Source organism: Vibrio variabilis (assembly GCF_003263785.1).
Classification (GTDB): Bacteria; Pseudomonadota; Gammaproteobacteria; order Enterobacterales; family Vibrionaceae; genus Vibrio; species Vibrio variabilis.
Genome location: NZ_JYJK01000125.1, coordinates 37418 through 54924 on the forward strand (window position 1 = coordinate 37418; position 17507 = coordinate 54924).

Sequence of the window (17507 nt, forward strand, 5' to 3'; positions counted from 1 at the left end):
ACTTATGCTGTGGGAGCAAGTCCCACAGAATTAGAATGTGTTACCGATAGTAAAGGTGAACGCTTCTGTTTTATCACCTTCAAACTTCTTAACTGGTGTTGCTAGTGAGAACACCAGAGGTCCCATTGGAGACATCCACTGAACTGCCACACCAACCGATGCACGATAGTTCGATGGATCGGAGTAATCATAATAGTACTGCTTGCCTGGCATATTTGGATCCGGAGCTAGATAGCTAAACTCTGTATCCCAAAGACTTGCTGCATCCATAAACAAGCTAGTACGGATTTGGTTACGGAATTCATCCGATGCAAATGGTGTCGGTACAATCAACTCAACACTGGCCAATGCAACCGCGTTACCACCAACAGACTGCTCAGTCGCAGAGTAACATGGGTTGTTGCCGCCAACGTTACCACAACCACCGCCATTTGGATCGTTATACACCGCTTTCGGGCCTACCGAGTTCTGACGGAAACCACGCAGAGTAGAGAAACCACCCACATAGAAGTTCTCGTAGAACGGTAGCAAGTTGTCATTGCCGTTCGTTTGACCATAACCGTTGCCGTAGCCCAGACGACCCTTCAACAATAACGTAAAGCTGTGGCTTTGGGTAATCGGAAAATACTGTCTGACGTCATATTGTGCCTTGAAGTATTGAACATCCGAACCAGGTACGGTCACTTTTCCGTAAAGTTTTTGATGGTTGCCTGCTGTAGGGAAACGACCACGGTTTAAATTGTTACGTGTCCAAGCTGCTGTCAGGTGGAAATCGTCAGTGATCAAGTTACCTTCAGCATCGCGGTTCTTCGCTTGTGCTTGTAGGAATTTCTCAATCTGTACGTACTCTTTAATGTTGCCAAGACGGCTATGAGTGTAACCACCACCAAACTCTAAGTAATTGAGTTCATCAACCGGGAAACCCCAGGTCAACGTACCACCATAGCTTTGGTCGGTATAGTCAATGATACCCGCTTTCGACGCTTCAAACTCGTTGTAGAAGATCTGACCACCCAAACTCACACCGTCAAGGTTCCAGTATGGGTCGCGGTAATCAAGTGTGATATTTTTCTGATACTTGTTGGTCATCGCACTGATACCAACTCGGTCACCAGTACCCGCAAAGTTATCTTGCTGCAAACCAACCTGGAAGCTGATACCTGATTCCGTACCGTAGCCGACACCAAAGTTAACGCTGCCTGAGTTTGCCTCTTTAACATCGTAAACCAAATCAACTTGGTCTTCAGTACCTGGCACACGAACCGTTTGAACGTCAACGGTTTCAAAGAAACCTAATCGGTTTAGGCGGTTTTTACCCGTTTCAATCGATTTCGAGTTCAGCCAGCTAGACTCCATTTGGCGCATTTCACGGCGCAGTACTTCATCTTTGGTTGAGTTGTTGCCTGTGAATCGGATATCACGCACGTAGATTCGGTTGCCCGCTTCCACGTTGATCACCAACGATACTTCATTGGTCTCGTCATTAAACTCAGGAATGGTTCTTACTTGTGGGTAAGCATAACCAGACTCACCAAGCACACGTTTAATATTCTCTTCCAGCGCAGTCACGCTAGAGCCGTTGTAGGTGTCACCGTCAGCAAACGGCACCATTCCTTCAAACTCGGCTTGCTTACCGATCAACTGGCCACGGAAGTTCACATCTTTAATTCGATACGCTTCACCTTCATCGATGCCCAGCGTGATATAGACGCCTTTTTTATCTGGTGAAATAGAAACTTGTGTTGTATCGACTTTGAATTTTAGATACCCGCGATCAAGATAGTAAGACTTGAGCGCTTCAATATCACCAGCAAGTACTTGTTTCTGATACTTATCGTCTGCCAAGAAATTCCACCAAGCCACATCTACATTCAAGTTGAATCGAGATAATAACTCTTCATCCGGAAATACCGTGTTACCGATAAAGTTAATCTGTTTGATCTTCGCGGATACGCCTTCAGTAAACACAAACTTTAAATCCGCACGGTTACGTGGCAGAGGTGTCACGACCGCTTGAACTTTTGCGTTGTATTTACCCACACTGTAGTAAAAGTCTTCAAGACCCTTTTCTATGTTGCTCAGCGTCGTACGATCTAAAGCCTCACCGACAACCACACCCGATGCATCCAAGTTTTGTTGCAGTTGCTCTTCTTTAATCGCTTTGTTGCCCGAAAATGAGATGCTTGCAATCGTCGGTCGCTCTTTAACACGAACGACCAGCGCGTCATTGTCACGCAGTACTTTAATGTCTTCAAAGTTACCGGACTGGTAGAGAGCATTGATGATTTCTGAAATGTCTTTGCCATCGATAGAATCACCAATACGCACAGGCATTTTTAGTAGCGCTGCACCTAATGCAACCCTCTGCAAACCCTCAATACGAATGTCCTGTACAACAAAATCCTCAGCCCCATTCGCCGACACACTCGTCGCCAGTAGAGATGCGAATAGAATATGCTTAATCGCCATACCTGCTCTAATTATTCCTTGCTAATACTGCTGCCCGAATTCTGATATCAAAGGCGTGTAAAATCGTTAAAAATCGCGATGAGCATCAAGGAGAAGATGATAGCGCCTCCTACTCGATACCCCATTTCTTGTACTTTTTCTGGTACTGGTCGTCTAATCACTGCCTCAATGGCAAAAAACATCAAATGCCCACCATCTAACATAGGTAACGGCACTAAGTTGATGATCCCTAGGTTGACACTAATTAGCGCCAAAAAGCCTAAGAAATAAACCAGTCCATAATCCGCTGTGGTACCCGCGCCTTTGGCGATGGAGATAGGTCCACTTAGATTGTTTAGCCCCACATCACCCACAATAAGCTTCTTCAGCATAGTGATGGTGAGCTCTATAATTTGTCCGGTCTTAACGATGGCTTTGCCTACCGCTTCAATAGGGCCGTATTGTAGATCAAAGCGATAGTTTTCTGGCCATTCCCCTACTTCTGGAGCGATGCCAGCAAAACCAATCATTGAACCGTCTGCCAGCTCTCTCGAACCCGGCACCAAAGTCAAATCGACGGTTTCGCCTTGTCTTTCAACTGTCAAAGGCAATGGGGTGTTTGCGCTCCCCTGGATTGCCTCCACCACCTGCTGCCATTCACTTACTGACTTGCCATCAACAGCTGTAATGGTGTCTCCTGCTTGCAAGCCTGCCATCGCGCCAGCGCCATCTGTACTCACGTTAACAAGGGTCATCTTGATCTCAGGTGTAAACGGAGTAAAACCAAGCGTCCCCATAGCAGACTCTGTTTCTGGGTTAAAGTTCCACGATCGGAGATCAAGTGTTAACTTTTTGTCCATTCCTATTTGGTTGTCTGATGACACTGTGATCGTCATCTGGTTATCACCAATATGAGACACTAACCCAAGATTGACCGATTCCCAATCAAGCGTCTGTTTGCCATCCACCGATACTATTTGCATGCCAGACTCTAGGCCAGCTTGCGCAGCAATCGAGCTTGGAGTGACTTGGCCAACAACCGGCTTCACCGCCGGTACACCAATAAGAAACACCAACCAATAGGCAAAGACCGCAAAAAAGAAGTTAAATGCCGGACCTGCACCTACAATAGCGGTTCTTTTCCACAGAGGCTTTTTATCAAAAGCATACTTGTGATCTACCTCAGAGACTTCATCGACACGGCTGTCGAGCATCTTGACATAACCGCCCAGTGGAATGAGAGAAATGCTGTATTCCGTGCCGTCTTTGCCGACTTTAGACCAGATTGACTTACCGAAACCAATCGAGAACTTCTCGACATACACGCCACAGCGGCGCGCTACCCAGAAGTGCCCATATTCGTGCACGGCAACCAAAATGCCAAGTGCGACGATAAAGGACGCCAGATTCCACAAAAGTTCAGTCATAACAGGGTCTCTTACTAAAACCGGTCTTTAAATTAAACCGCTTTAGGTTAAACAGGCTTTATTTAAAACGAGCGCACTATCTCACGTGCATAACTGCGAGCCATTCTATCTAGCTCAAGAATAGTTTCCAAGTTATCCAAATGTTTAAATTCATTTGATGCGCAGACTTTCGACATAACACGTTCATTTACTGAGCTTATATCAGTAAATCGAATGCTTTCTGCTAAGAATGCTTCCACAGCAACTTCGTTTGCAGCGTTAATGGCCGTTGTCGCATGCTGACCTTCAAAACAAGCCTCCATCGCCAAAGCCAAACATGGGTAGCGAGAATAATCAGGCTCTAGGAATGTCAGCTCACTAACCTTAGTAAAGTCGAGCGGCTTAACGCCAGCATGGATTCGATCTGGGTACGACATTGAGTAAGCAATTGGCGTTGCCATGTCTGGCTCTCCCATCTGCGCCAACACAGAGCCATCATTGTATTGCACCATAGAGTGAATAACAGACTGCGGGTGGATAATCACTTTCAACTGCTCTTTGGACGTATTGAATAGCCAACGTGCTTCAATAAACTCAAGGCCTTTGTTCATCATCGTCGCAGAGTCGACGGAAATTTTAGGCCCCATGGACCAGTTGGGGTGCGCAATGGCTTCCGCAGGGGTTTTACTTGGCAGCTCTGCCACATCAGTGTAGCGGAATGGGCCACCCGAACCTGTAAGAAGGATATGATTAACGCCAGCGTCACTGAGATTACAGTGGCCAAGATTCGTTTGAATATGGGCAGGTAAACACTGGAAGATAGCATTGTGTTCACTGTCAACAGGTAATAGCGATGCGCCATGCTCTCGCACAGCATCAATAAACAACTGCCCAGACATCACCAATGCTTCTTTATTGGCAAGCAGCACACGTTTACCCGCTTTTACCGCAGCAAGTGTTGGCATCAGCCCGCTGCACCAACAATCGCAGCCATCACCATATCCACTTCACTCGCGCTGGAAACGTCACACATCGCTTGCTCGCCAAACAGCACTTGTGTGCGTGCACCAGGCACAAGCAATGATCTGAGCTGCTTAGCATCCGCTTCTTCACTCAGCACTGCATACTCAGGCTGCCATGCAGCGCAAAGCTCCGCCATTTTGGTGACATTTCTGCCGCCGACGAGTGCGTAGATATTGAAAGCTGATGGGTTTTCCGAGACAACTTTTAAAGTGCTAGCGCCAATAGAGCCTGTAGCACCTAAAACGGTGAGATTTTGCATGCGAATTACAACCACTGTTAAACCAAAGAGAGAGTGACAAATTCACTCTCTCTCTAGAACATTAAAACACGAGATATAGGAGGGCAAAGACTGGGAAGGCTGCAGTCAGACTATCAACGCGATCAAGCACCCCTCCATGGCCTGGTATGATGTTGCTGCTGTCTTTAATTTTCGAAACACGCTTAAACATACTCTCTACCAAATCACCTAATACGGAAATCACAACTGTCGCTAACGTAATGATAGCCATGCTGGTGAAGCTGGCAAATTGGATATCAAAGATCGTTGAGCTTCCCCAGGCCACAATAAGCGCTGCCGCGATGCCACCAAGTAAACCTTCAACGGTTTTATTGGGCTAACATTCGGCGCCATTTTACGCTTGCCCATGCTCTTACCCGCAAAGTAAGCACCACTGTCGGCTGCCCAAACAATCAGGCACACAAACAGTACCAGTTTAGAGCCATAGTAAGGATCAAGGTTATAGTGCTGACCACGAAGAATAACGATACTCCACAAAAATGGAACAAGCGTTAAAATGCCAAACAGGTGGCGAAGAAAGTTAGAACGCTCCCAAAGGATCGAAGATCGAGGGTATGTCATCGCAAGTCCACTCGCGATCAGCCACCAACCAAACCCAATACCAAGGATCGCAATATGTGCGGGTGCAACAGCATTGAGAGATACCACATCAAGCGGCACCAAAGCCAATGAAGCAATCAATGCTCCAGCCGTTGGCAACATTGCAAGTAAGCGAGACGGAGTTTTAGTAAACTGTGCCCATTCCCAAACGCCAATCATAGTAATGGCGGAAACAAGGCCTAAAAACCACAGAAGTGGCAAAGAAAAGATCCCCCAGACCACCAGCGGCGCTAGGATCAGGGCGGTAATAATTCGTTGTTTCAAATTAAATCGTCCTTAATTGGCTTCCATCAACGCTTTGACTTGTTCTCCGGTGCATCCGAAGCGTCGCTCGCGGTTAATGAACCAGGTAATCGCTTTAACGAGAGTATCTTCGTTAAATTCTGGCCAGTACTCATCCATAAAGTACATTTCAGCATAAGCCATTTGCCATAGCATAAAGTTACTGATGCGACACTCACCACTGGTGCGGATAAGCAGGTCAACGTCTGGCAAGTCTGCCATAGTGACATTTTGGCTGATCATGTCCTCGGTAATATCCGATGCATTTAGCTCACCTTTCTCTACTTTCGCAGCTAAGGCTTTTGTCGCTTGCAAGATATCCCACTTACCACCATAGTTTGCTGCTACGTTGACCACAGTACCGGTATTGTTTTCGGTCAGCGCTTCTGCTTCCGCGATTTTGCGTTGCAGTCTGTCGTTAAAACGCGACTTATCACCGATAATGCGCAGCCTTAGGTTATTCTTATGGAGTTTTTTAATTTCGCTTGATAGAACGGTGATAAAGAGTTCCATCAATAAGCCAACTTCGTCCTCAGGACGACGCCAATTCTCGCTGCTAAACGCAAACAAGGTCACGGCTTGAATATTTAGCTTAGCCGCCGCTGAAATCGTTTTACGAACCGCGGAAACGCCTTTTTTGTGCCCGAATACGCGAGGCTTGCCTTTGGACTTTGCCCAACGGCCGTTGCCATCCATGATGATCGCGATATGTTTAGGGAGGGCGTCGTTGAAGGTGTCTGAGTTCTGCATAAAAGAGTGTAGTTATAATTGGGACGAACAGAGTAGCATAAAAAAACGCTGTGCTGTCAGCACAGCGTCTTCACAAGAGTCAATCGATGAAAAATTAGACTTCCATCAACTCTTTTTCTTTCGCTGCTAGCAACTCGTCAACGTTCTTAACGGCTGCGTCAGTGATTTTTTGAATTTCGTCCTGCGCTTTACGATCTTCGTCTTCAGAGATCTCTTTGTCTTTTAGAAGCGCTTTAAGCTCACCGTTTGCATCACGACGGATGTTACGGATAGCAACACGGCCACCTTCTGCTTCACCACGAACGATTTTAACTAAGTCTTTACGACGCTCTTCTGTTAGTGGTGGAAGTGGAACACGGATAACCGTACCTGCTGACATCGGGTTTAGACCTAGGTCAGACATCATGATCGCTTTTTCAACTTTAGGCGCTAGCTCTTTGTCGAATACCGTGATTGCTAGAGTACGTGCATCTTCAGCGATAACGTTAGCAACTTGGTTAAGAGGTGTTGGCGCACCGTAGTACTCAACAGAAAGGCCTTGAAGAAGGCTTGGGTGTGCACGACCTGTACGGATTTTAGTTAGGTTGTTTTTTAGTGCTTCAACACTTTTTGCCATGCGCTCTTGAGCGTCTTGTTGGATTTCGTTAATCACAATATCACCTTAAATAATAGTAACCTGAAAGCCAGTCTGCTTTCAGGCTATGTCCTTCGATAATTCTGGTTAAGAGTGTACTCTTATTCTGCGTCGCTGATAAGCGTGCCTTCTGCTTCACCCATCACAACTCGGCGAAGTGCACCTGGCTTGTTCATGTTAAATACACGAATTGGCATCTTGTGATCACGTGCCAATGTGAATGCAGCCAAGTCCATTACTTTCAGTTCTTTTTCTAGAACTGAGTTGTACGAAAGCTTATCACATAATACAGCATCTGGGTTAGCCACTGGATCAGCAGTGAATACACCATCTACCTTGGTGGCTTTAAGAACAACATCAGCTTCGATTTCAATACCACGTAGACACGCAGCAGAGTCAGTTGTGAAGAATGGGTTACCGGTACCAGCAGAGAAGATCACTACGCGACCTTGACGAAGTTCGCGAATCGCATCTGCCCAGTTGTAATCGTCACATACACCTTTAAGTGGGATAGCTGACATTACACGAGCATTAACATAAGCACGGTGTAGAGCATCACGCATTGCTAGACCATTCATTACAGTCGCAAGCATACCCATGTGGTCACCAACAACACGGTTCATGCCAGCTTCAGCAAGACCCGCACCACGGAATAGGTTACCACCACCAATTACAACACCAACTTGAACACCCAGTTCTACTAGCTCTTTTACTTCTTGAGCCATACGATCCAAGATTTTAGGGTCGATGCCAAAGCCTTCTTCGCCTTGTAGAGCCTCGCCACTAAGTTTTAACAGAATACGTTGATAAGCAGGTTTTGGGTTCGTTGTCATGGAGTATACCTTCCAAAGAGTTATCGATTAACGGTCATGGGTTGAGACTAGTATAGGAATCCCAACTCATGACGACTAAAAAATAACAGATAGCCTAGTCGTAAAAAGACCGCAGCCAAGGCCACGGTCTCTTATCAACAAATCGTCAAGGATTAACCTTTCTGAGCTGCTGCTACTTCATCAGCGAAGCTCATTTGCTCGCCCTTGTCGATGCCTTCACCAACTTCTAGACGAACGAATGTCGCTACAGATGCGCCACGCTCTTTTAGGATTTCGCCAACAGATTTCTTAGGTTCCATTACGAATGGTTGACCTGTTAGAGAGATTTCGCCAGTGAATTTCTTCATGCGGCCAACAACCATCTTCTCTGCGATTTCAGCTGGTTTGCCTTCGTTCATAGCGATTTCAACTTGAACAGCTTTCTCTTTCTCAACTACGTCTGCAGGTACGTCTTCTGGGTTAACGAACTCTGGACGAGAAGCAGCAACGTGCATAGCAACGTGCTTAAGAGTTTCTGCGTCGCCTTCACCAGCAACAACAACACCGATTTTCTCACCGTGACGGTAAGAAGCGATTGCAGCACCTTCAACGTACTGTACGCGACGGATGTTGATGTTCTCACCGATCTTAGCAACAAGAGCAACGCGCTCTTCTTCGAACTTAGCAACTAGCTCTTCAGCTGTTGCTTTAGTTGCTAGTGCGTCAGCAGCAACTTTCTCTGCGAATGCAGTGAAGTTAGCATCTTTAGCAACGAAGTCAGTTTGGCAGTTAACTTCAAGAAGAGCAGCAACGCCGTTCTCTTCTTTGATGATGATCGCGCCTTCAGCAGCGATGTTGCCTGCTTTCTTAGCAGCTTTAGCAGCGCCAGACTTACGCATGTTTTCGATTGCAACTTCGATGTCACCGTTAGTTTCAACAAGCGCTTTCTTACATTCCATCATGCCTGCGCCAGTACGGTCGCGCAGTTCTTTAACTAGAGCAGCAGTAACAGCCATTCTCTATTCCTCGATTGATTCTAATTAGGGTAAAAATCAGGGGCACATATGCGGCCCCTGATCTAACTATAACTCAGTTTATATGAAGACTCTGTGTCTACCAAAACTAAGTGTGGCTAAAGCCGCAATTATTCAGCTTCTTCTACGAAACCGTCTTTGTCAGCTACAGCAGCAACATCTTTGTTACGACCTTCTTTAACCGCGTCTGCAGCAGCGTTTAGGTAAAGCTGTACTGCACGGATTGCGTCGTCGTTACCTGGGATAACGTAGTCAACGCCGTCTGGGTTAGAGTTAGTATCAACAACAGCAAATACTGGGATACCTAGGTTGTTTGCTTCTTTAACAGCGATGTGCTCGTGATCAGCGTCGATTACGAATAGAGCGTCTGGTAGGCCGCCCATGTTCTTGATACCACCAAGAGACTTCTCTAGCTTCTCCATTTCGCGAGTGCGCATTAGAGCTTCTTTCTTAGTTAGTTTCTCGAAAGTACCGTCTTGAGCTTGTGCTTCGAAATCTTTTAGACGCTTGATAGACTGACGAACAGTTTTGTAGTTCGTTAGCATACCGCCCAACCAACGGTTGTTCACGTAGAACTGGTCAGCGTTGATTGCAGCTTCTTTAACAGCTTCAGATGCAGCGCGCTTAGTACCAACGAAAAGAACTTTACCTTTCTTCTCACCGATTTTAGCTAGCTCAGCTAGTGCATCGTTGAACATTGGTACAGTTTTTTCTAGGTTGATGATGTGTACGCGGTTACGAGCACCAAAGATGAATGGCTTCATTTTTGGGTTCCAGTAACGAGTCTGGTGACCGAAGTGAACACCAGCTTTTAGCATATCGCGCATTGATACAGTTGCCATTTTAAATTCCTCTATGGGGTTAGGCCTCCACATTTCCCATGGTTCCGACTTGGTATGAATGATTACTCAAGCACCCCGGAACATGTGACGAAATGTGTGTGGATTTAAATTAAAGTATGTTGATGCACAACCTAACTCGCCGCCCTTTCTAAGAAGAGTGAAGAGACTAAGTCCTGTCATCGGCGCGCTTTATACCATATTTAAGGGGTCGATTTCCAGAAAAATCGCAAGAAATGTACAAAGTGGCAACGGCTCAATAGGTGAAGTCTTAGCAAAGCCAAACTACACTGAGTAACGTATCAACAGGGAAGTGAGAGTTATTCTTGTTGCGCTTAATCTCGCCACTGATAGAATAACGCGTCAATTTAAAATACAGAGAACACAGATGTCTATCAAAATCAAAACTGAAGCTGAAATCGAAAGAATGCGAATCGCAGGTAAGCTTGCAGCAGAGCTTTTAGAAATGATCGAACCTCATGTAAAGGAAGGGGTCACGACTGAGGAGCTAGATAGAATTTGTGCTGAGTATACTCGTGAGAAAGGCGCCTATTCTGCGCCGCTTGATTACCACGGTTACCCAAAATCAATCTGTACCTCTATCAACCATATCGTTTGTCACGGCATCCCAGCAGAACAAGACGAGATGGGTACCACAGGCAAACTCAAGCCTGCTGTTCTTAAAAACGGTGACATCGTCAACGTCGACGTAACGGTTATCATCCCTAACGATGAAAACGCGTCTCTGGACACTCGCCCAGAGGGCTACCACGGTGACACGTCTAAAATGTTCCTCGTGGGTGACGTCTCTCCTGCCGACAAGCGCCTTGTGATGGTTGCTCAAGAAGCGCTATACCTTGGTATGAAAACTGTTAAGCCAGGCTCTACCGTTGGCGCTATCGGTACTGAAATCGAGAAATTCATCAAAGCGAACAACAAAAAGAACCCACGCAACAAGTTCTCTATCGTGAAAGATTTCTGTGGTCACGGCATTGGCTCTGAGTTCCATGAAGAGCCGCAAGTGGTTCACTACAAAAACAACGACCGCCGCGTGCTAAAAGAAGGCATGGTGTTCACGATCGAGCCGATGATTAACGCCGGTAAGTTTGGTTGCAGCATCGACGCAGAAGACGATTGGACAGTGTACACAGGCGATGGTAAAAACTCCGCACAGTGGGAGCACACCATTGTTGTCACGAAGACAGGTTGTGAAGTGCTGACTCTTCGTAGCGAAGAGAGTATTCCTCGCCATATGAATAACCTATAATCTTCGCTGCTCTACGTATGTAAAAATATCCCCACTTACTGGGGATATTTTTTATCCGGCCTATTTTGGTATAACCCTTGTTAGTGACATTTTTTTGCTTGCACGGATTGCACACATGACTTTTCAAAGCCCAACATCGCTCAGTGATGAGCAACTTAATATTCAAGAGCTCAAAGCTCAGCTCGAAACCTTTGCCGAACATCAAAAGCAAGAGTTTCTCAATCACCACCCGATAACCGATCTCGTACTCGGCCGTTCGGATTATATCGACCAACTACTGCGTCGCCTTTGGGCTGCCTCTGAACTGTCTAACCAGACCTATCTGTCACTGGTGCTGTCGGCGGTTATGGTCGCGGGGAGCTTCACCCGCTATCAGATATTGATATCTTGGTGGTATCGCGCAAAAAGATCCCCGCTGCTTTAGAAAGTACCATCAGTGAGTTCATTACCTTACTTTGGGATCTCAGACTCGAAGTCGGTCATGCGGTGCGCACCGTTGAAGAGTGTATTGAGATCGGTCAATCCGATTTAACCGTTGCCACCAACCTACAAGAAGCCAGATTGCTGTGCGGCAGCGAAGACACCTTCTCTCAACTCAAAGCGCAGATTGACTCCGACAACTTCTGGCCATCGGAAACCTTCTATCGCGCCAAAATTGAAGAGCAGCGAGCACGTCACGCAAAATTTCACGACACCACATACAACCTCGAGCCCGATATTAAATCGACTCCTGGCGGCCTACGTGATATCCACACATTGAGCTGGGTGGCACGCAGCCACTTTGGCGCCACATCGCTCTATGAGATGAGCCGCTTTGGTTTTCTGACCGATGCTGAGTACCGCGAACTCGTCGAGTGTCAAAACTTCCTTTGGCGAGTGCGCTTTGCTCTGCACATTGAGCTGAGAAGATACGACAATCGCCTAATGTTTGCTCACCAAGCGCAAGTGGCTGAAAATTTGGGGTTTGTTGGTGAAGGCAACGTCGCTGTAGAAACCATGATGAAAGAGTTCTACCGCACGTTAAGACGAGTGGCAGAGCTCAACAAAATGCTTCTAAAGCTGTTTGATCAAGCCATCATTAACAAAGGTCAAATCCAGCAAGCTGAGGTGATCGACGCGGATTTCCAACGTCGTGGTAAACTGATTGAAGCGAGAAAACCTGCACTGTTCCAAGCGCGTCCCGAGACCATTCTCGATATGTTTATTCATATCGCCAACGACTCCAGCATCGAAGGTGTCAGCCCTGCGACACTAAGACAGCTGCGCACCGCAAGGCGCAGACTGAACAAGTTCCTGCACACGATTCCTGAAGCAAGAGAAAAGTTCATGGATTTGGTGCGCCACCCCAACGCCCTTCATCGCGCATTTCGCTTGATGCACAAATTAGGTGTACTGGCCGCTTATCTACCTCAGTGGAGCCAAATCGTTGGCCAGATGCAATTTGACCTGTTCCACGTTTACACCGTCGATGAGCACAGTGTGCGTCTTCTCAATCATATCCATACCTATAGCCTCGAAGAGAGCTACAGCAAGCACCCTATCTGTTGTGAAATCTACCCAAGGATGCACAAGAAAGAGCTGCTGATCTTGGCGGCTATTTTCCATGATATTGGTAAAGGACGTGGCGGTGACCACTCTGAGATTGGCGCCGTTGAAGCGTTTGATTTTTGCATGGAGCATGGTTTATCAAAGCCGGAAGCCAAGCTCGTGTCGTGGCTGGTGCAAAATCACTTACTGATGTCAGTGACCGCTCAGCGCCGCGATATTTACGATCCCGACGTCATTATCGAGTTCGCTAAAAAAGTCCGCGATGAGGAGTACCTCGAGTACTTACTATGCTTAACTGTCGCCGATATTAGCGCCACCAACCCTGAACTTTGGAACAGTTGGAAGCGCACCTTATTGGCGGAGCTTTTCTACTCTACTCAGCGCGTGTTGCGCCGAGGGTTGGAAAACCCTGTCGATGTACGTGATCGCATTCGCCACAATCAGCAGCTGGCTTCTGCCCTACTTCGCAAACAAGGCTTTGTTGCCCGTGAAATTGAAGTCCTATGGCAACGCTTTAAGGCGGACTACTTCCTTCGTCATACGCACAAACAGATCGCTTGGCACAGCGAGCATATCCTCAAGCTTGAAGATCCCTCTAAGCCTCTAGTCTTGATGAGTAAAAACGCCACCCGAGGCGGTACAGAAGTCTTTGTTTACAGCAAAGACCAACCGGCTCTGTTTGCCACCGTGGTTGCAGAGCTTGATAGACGCAACTTCAACGTCCACGACGCGCAAATCATGACCAGCAAAGATGGATTTGTGCTGGATACCTTTATGGTGCTTGATCAACATGGTGATGCCATTGAATGCAGTCGTCACCCTGCGGTCATCAAACATCTCATCCATGTACTTGAAGATGGCAGACCGACCAAGATCAAGACGCGCCGTGCTCCACGAAACCTCAAGCACTTCAACGTGAAAACCAAGGTCGACTTTTTGCCTACCAAAGGTAAGAAACGTACCTTGATGGAGTTAGTGGCGCTCGATGCTCCGGGTTTGCTTGCAAAAGTAGGTGCGACCTTTGCCCAACTAAACCTGAGTCTTCACGGAGCAAAAATTACCACCATAGGTGAGCGCGCTGAAGACTTGTTTATCTTAACAGGTGAGAGCGGCTCTCGTCTTACCGATGAGGAGCAAGCTCTTTTGCAGCAAAAGCTGCAAGAGAATATTTCAGAACAAATCACTACTTAGAAACACTCTACCAGTCATTGCATCTGGTTAAATTTCAAACACCAGTCACTTCACGCAAAGGAGATCGTCATTTAGGCGATCTCCTCCACAAATCTCTGTAAACCGCACTCTAATCAGCTACCTACCTAATCATTGCCTGCTACAGTTGTAAAAGAAGCACACAACCCAAGAGGTCATCTATGTACCCAAACCTCATTGGTTTAGGCATCCAAGATCCTAAACAAATAGAGCGTTATTCCCTACGCCAAGAAGCGCATAAAGATGTGTTAAAAATCTATTTTTCGTAAGCAGAAAGGTGAGCTGTTTGCGAAAAGTGTCAAATTCAAATATCCAAGGCAAGTCAAAAACGTCCGCACAGACAGTAGTAGTCAAAGCTATAAGCAGGTCACTGAAATCAATCGCAACCTGACACTGGTGATTGACGAGCTTAACCGTCTCACCAAGCCGATTGAAGCCACCGAAGTCGATGTGAAGCAGAAGATCCTATCCGACCTTCGTCACTTAGAAAAAGTCGTGTCGAGTAAAATTGCTGAGATTGAAGCAGACCTAGAGAAGCTGAAATAGCAACCAGTTCAACCGATAAAAAAATGCTCCCAGTTGGGAGCATTTTTGTTTGTATCGATAATTGAATCTTCGCTTAAGGCGTGTAGTACGTTGCCGCACCAGGGCCTACTGGCAAGCCTAGTAGGAATACCCATACGTAGAACAGAATACTCCAACCTACGATGAAGCAGATTGAGTAAGGCAGCATGGTCGCGATCAGCGTACCGATACCTAGGTTCTTCATGTAACGGGTCGCTACCGCAAGAATAAGACCGAAGTAGCTCATCATTGGTGTGATGATGTTCGTCGTAGAGTCACCGATACGGTATGCCGCCTGAATCGTCTCAGGAGCGTAACCTACTAGCATCAGCATAGGTACGAAGATAGGCGCGGTTACCGCCCACTGAGCCGATGCTGAGCCGATCATCAGGTTGATGAAGCCACACATTAGGATAAATGCGAAGAACAGAGCAGGACCCGTTAGACCGATAGTCTGCAGGAAGTCCGCGCCCGCTACTGCGAATACTTGACCGAAGTTAGTCCACTTAAAGAAAGCCACAAATTGCGCGGCAAAGAACACGAGTACAATGTACATGCCCATCGAAGACATAGACTTCGACATGGCATCAATGACATCACGGTCATTCTTCATAGAGCCCGTCACTTTGCCGTAAACAAAGCCTGGAATTGCGAAGAATACAAAGATGAAGGCTACGATACTCTTAAGGAACGGAGAGCCCGCGATTTGACCGTCTGCAGTACGAAGTACACCGTTCTCTGGAACCACTGTCGATGCGATAATAGCGCTCACTAGAAGAACCGCAATACCCGCCATTTTCAGGCCTTTTTTCTCAACCGCAGTCAAAGAGCCCATGCTGTCGTTAGACAGATCTTCTGAGGCTTCTTCATCGTTGTATTTACCCAGTTTTGGCTCAACGATTTTCTCGGTTACAAACGCACCCGTGATAGCGATAAAGAACGTCGATACAAACATGAAGTACCAGTTCGACTCTGGGCCAACGGTGTACGTAGGATCGATCATTTGTGCTGCAGTTTCAGTAATACCTGAAAGCAGTGGGTCTACCGTACCGATAAGTAGGTTTGCAGAATAACCGCCCGATACACCAGCAAATGCAGCAGCAAGACCCGCTAGAGGGTGACGTCCTAAAGAGTGGAACAGCATTGCTGCCAACGGAATAAGTACGACGTAACCAAGCTCTGAAGCTGTGTTAGAAATGATACCAGCAAATACAACTGTCACTGTTACCATGCGCTTAGATGCGCCCATAACTAGACCACGCATCGCCGCTGAAAGCATACCTGAGTGCTCAGCGATCGCGACACCAAGCATCGCAACGAGTACGGTACCAAGTGGGGCGAAGCCTGTGAAGTTTTTCACTAGGTTAGTAACAATTAACTGTAGACCTTCAGCATTTAGAAGGCTCACAACTTCAATCATACCGTTCGCAGCACGACCAGCAGCACCTTCAGGGCGAGGATCAGCAACGGCAACATCGAAGTATCCAGCGATGCCAGACATGACAAGAATAGCTAGACAGAAAATCGCAAATAGTGTGATTGGGTGGGGTAATAGGTTCCCCAAGTACTCAACGCCGTCTAGAAAACGGGTAAATAGAGGCTTTTTTGGCTTGTTGTGTTTCATTGTGGCAGATGAACTCATCTGTCCCCTCCTTTTTTATATTGTCCTAGCTGTTAACAAAGTTCTTTACTTCAGATGACACTGATCGGTCTTATTTCTGACAACTTTGTAAAAAGCAGGCGCAGGGTACGTGAGCGAGCTCAATAATAAAAGCCTAAAATGTTGCCAATTGTAAATTAAGTGCAATTTTTAACCACCCTGTTATCAACTATACAATGACTTATATCGATCTGGATATAAAATAACCTATAACATTCTTGTGACATATTCATCTTTTCACCCTAGTGACAGGGGATTAGCTCTAAAAAAACCTCAACATATCGAGATTGAAAAAAAACCGCGCGTCTGAAATGATGAATATTGAATTATGTGAACCAGGACTCAGTCAATGAGCTACTCTTTGCACCCAATCGGCACCATTCATTCCCCCTATAAAGAGAAGTTTGCCGTCCCCAGGCAGCCCAGATTAGTACCAAGTGCCACTGCCTCAATTGCCCTACAGGGAGACATTAATTGTCTAGAAGCCGTTCGCGGTCTTGAGCAGTTCTCGCATCTATGGCTGCTATTTTTGTTTGATCAAAATCTAGAAGCGGGCTGGAAACCAACGGTAAGACCACCTCGCTTAGGTGGCAATGAACGCATTGGCGTGCTGGCTAGCCGCGCCACATTTAGACCCAATGGTATAGGAATGTCTGCAGTTGAATTTCGAGGGGTAAGACAGAAGGGTCAACAAGTGTTTATCGATGTCGGTAGCGTCGATCTCGTCGATGGTACCCCTATTATTGATATTAAGCCTTATATCCCCTACTCCGACGCCATCACAGATGCTAAAGGGGGATACGCGGAATCCGAGCCAGAAGCAACCGAAGTAACATTTTTACCCTCAGCAGTTGAAGCGTTATCGAAGGCTCCCGAGGGAGAGCATAAACAACAAATTATCCGTGAAGTGTTGGCGCAAGACCCAAGGCCGGCCTATAAAAAGGGCAAGCTTGATGACAAAGAATATGGCGTGAGATTGTTTGACTGGAACGTAAAGTTCAAAGCACTGAGCGATCATATCGTCGTCACCGCGATTGAAGCCTCTGAACAATGAATCCTGAGTGTTAATCAATGAAAAGCATTTGGTAGAAAGTCATTTGGTAGAAAGCCATTTGGCTGATATCATAAGCGGC

General features: G+C 46.6%; 10 protein-coding genes and 4 pseudogenes. 4 read left to right on the forward strand and 10 right to left on the reverse strand.

The window, feature by feature from the left end:
* Window positions 1-30: 30 nt before the first annotated feature.
* From bamA to rpsB, 9 genes and pseudogenes are all read right to left on the reverse strand, one after another.
* Window positions 31-2469, reverse strand: coding sequence for an outer membrane protein assembly factor BamA (bamA, locus tag TZ48_RS20570; RefSeq protein ID WP_112480484.1), 2439 nt, complete (start codon window positions 2467-2469; stop codon window positions 31-33).
* Between the two features lie 47 nt (window positions 2470-2516).
* Complete coding sequence (gene rseP, locus TZ48_RS20575) at window positions 2517-3875, reverse strand: sigma E protease regulator RseP (protein WP_112480485.1); 1359 nt, start codon at window positions 3873-3875, stop codon at window positions 2517-2519.
* A gap of 62 nt (window positions 3876-3937) precedes the next feature.
* Window positions 3938-5136 (reverse strand): annotated as a pseudogene (gene ispC / locus TZ48_RS20580) (1-deoxy-D-xylulose-5-phosphate reductoisomerase).
* A gap of 61 nt (window positions 5137-5197) precedes the next feature.
* Window positions 5198-6039: pseudogene (locus TZ48_RS20585) on the reverse strand (phosphatidate cytidylyltransferase).
* A 12-nt stretch (window positions 6040-6051) separates the two neighbouring features.
* Window positions 6052-6807: an isoprenyl transferase gene (locus TZ48_RS20590; protein ID WP_112480486.1), complete on the reverse strand. Its 756-nt coding sequence runs from the start codon at window positions 6805-6807 to the stop codon at window positions 6052-6054.
* Between the two features lie 94 nt (window positions 6808-6901).
* The gene (frr, locus tag TZ48_RS20595) at window positions 6902-7459 is read right to left on the reverse strand and encodes a ribosome recycling factor (protein WP_042476355.1); all 558 of its coding nucleotides are present in this window, start codon (window positions 7457-7459) and stop codon (window positions 6902-6904) included.
* An 83-nt stretch (window positions 7460-7542) separates the two neighbouring features.
* Entirely contained in the window at window positions 7543-8274 is a 732-nt protein-coding gene (gene pyrH, locus TZ48_RS20600; RefSeq protein WP_042476351.1) for a UMP kinase, read from the reverse strand.
* 152 nt (window positions 8275-8426) lie between these two features.
* On the reverse strand, window positions 8427-9269 hold the full coding sequence (tsf, locus tag TZ48_RS20605; protein WP_112480487.1) for a translation elongation factor Ts: 843 nt from the start codon (window positions 9267-9269) through the stop codon (window positions 8427-8429).
* Between the two features lie 128 nt (window positions 9270-9397).
* On the reverse strand, window positions 9398-10129 hold the full coding sequence (gene rpsB, locus TZ48_RS20610; RefSeq protein WP_006072474.1) for a 30S ribosomal protein S2: 732 nt from the start codon (window positions 10127-10129) through the stop codon (window positions 9398-9400).
* 385 nt (window positions 10130-10514) lie between these two features.
* Between rpsB and map the strand changes: the two genes are divergently transcribed.
* From map to TZ48_RS20625, 3 genes and pseudogenes are all read left to right on the forward strand, one after another.
* Window positions 10515-11393 carry a type I methionyl aminopeptidase gene (map, locus tag TZ48_RS20615; protein WP_112480488.1) on the forward strand — a complete coding sequence of 293 codons (879 nt, stop codon included), beginning with the start codon at window positions 10515-10517 and terminating at the stop codon, window positions 11391-11393.
* 115 nt (window positions 11394-11508) lie between these two features.
* Window positions 11509-14132: pseudogene (gene glnD, locus TZ48_RS20620) on the forward strand (bifunctional uridylyltransferase/uridylyl-removing protein GlnD).
* Between the two features lie 179 nt (window positions 14133-14311).
* Window positions 14312-14696: pseudogene (locus tag TZ48_RS20625) on the forward strand (DUF3461 family protein).
* Window positions 14697-14769: 73 nt separating this feature from the next.
* Here the strand turns inward: TZ48_RS20625 and TZ48_RS20630 are convergent.
* Window positions 14770-16356 carry an AbgT family transporter gene (locus tag TZ48_RS20630; protein WP_112480489.1) on the reverse strand — a complete coding sequence of 529 codons (1587 nt, stop codon included), beginning with the start codon at window positions 16354-16356 and terminating at the stop codon, window positions 14770-14772.
* A gap of 367 nt (window positions 16357-16723) precedes the next feature.
* Here TZ48_RS20630 and tsaA point away from each other — a divergent pair, with 367 nt between their 5' ends.
* The gene (gene tsaA / locus TZ48_RS20635) at window positions 16724-17428 is read left to right on the forward strand and encodes a tRNA (N6-threonylcarbamoyladenosine(37)-N6)-methyltransferase TrmO (RefSeq protein ID WP_112480490.1); all 705 of its coding nucleotides are present in this window, start codon (window positions 16724-16726) and stop codon (window positions 17426-17428) included.
* The last annotated feature ends 79 nt before the right edge of the window (window positions 17429-17507 follow it).